This is a genomic window from Pseudomonas sp. VA159-2 (genome assembly GCF_024126635.1).
Taxonomy (GTDB): Bacteria; Pseudomonadota; Gammaproteobacteria; order Pseudomonadales; family Pseudomonadaceae; genus Aquipseudomonas; species Aquipseudomonas muyukensis.
Window position 1 is genome coordinate 1 of the sequence record NZ_JAMYBV010000091.1, and the last position, 344, is coordinate 344.

1 protein-coding gene is annotated in these 344 nt (G+C 66.6%); it reads left to right on the forward strand.

What is annotated here, in order from left to right:
• On the forward strand, window positions 1–344 hold a 344-nt coding region (locus NJG22_RS24485; protein ID WP_253098512.1), incomplete at both ends, for a contractile injection system protein, VgrG/Pvc8 family.

Sequence of the window (344 nt, forward strand, 5' to 3'; positions counted from 1 at the left end):
CAGACCCATTTCAGCCTGCACATCGACGGCCTGGAGCACGACTTCCAGGTCCTCGCCTTCGACGGCAAGGAAGCCATCAGCCAACCCTACGCCATCGACCTGGAACTGGTCAGCGAGCACCCTTCGCGGGACCTGGAGAGCCTGCTGCACAAGCCCGCGTTCCTCCAGCTCGGCGACGACGGCCGCGGCCTGCACGGCCTGATCTACCGCGCCGCGCAAGGCGAGGCGGGCAAGCGCCTGACCCGCTATCAGGTCACCCTGCGCCCGCAACTGGCCTACCTGGCCCACCGCATCAACCAGCGCATGTTCCAGCACAAGACCGTGCAGGAGATCATCGCCCAGGT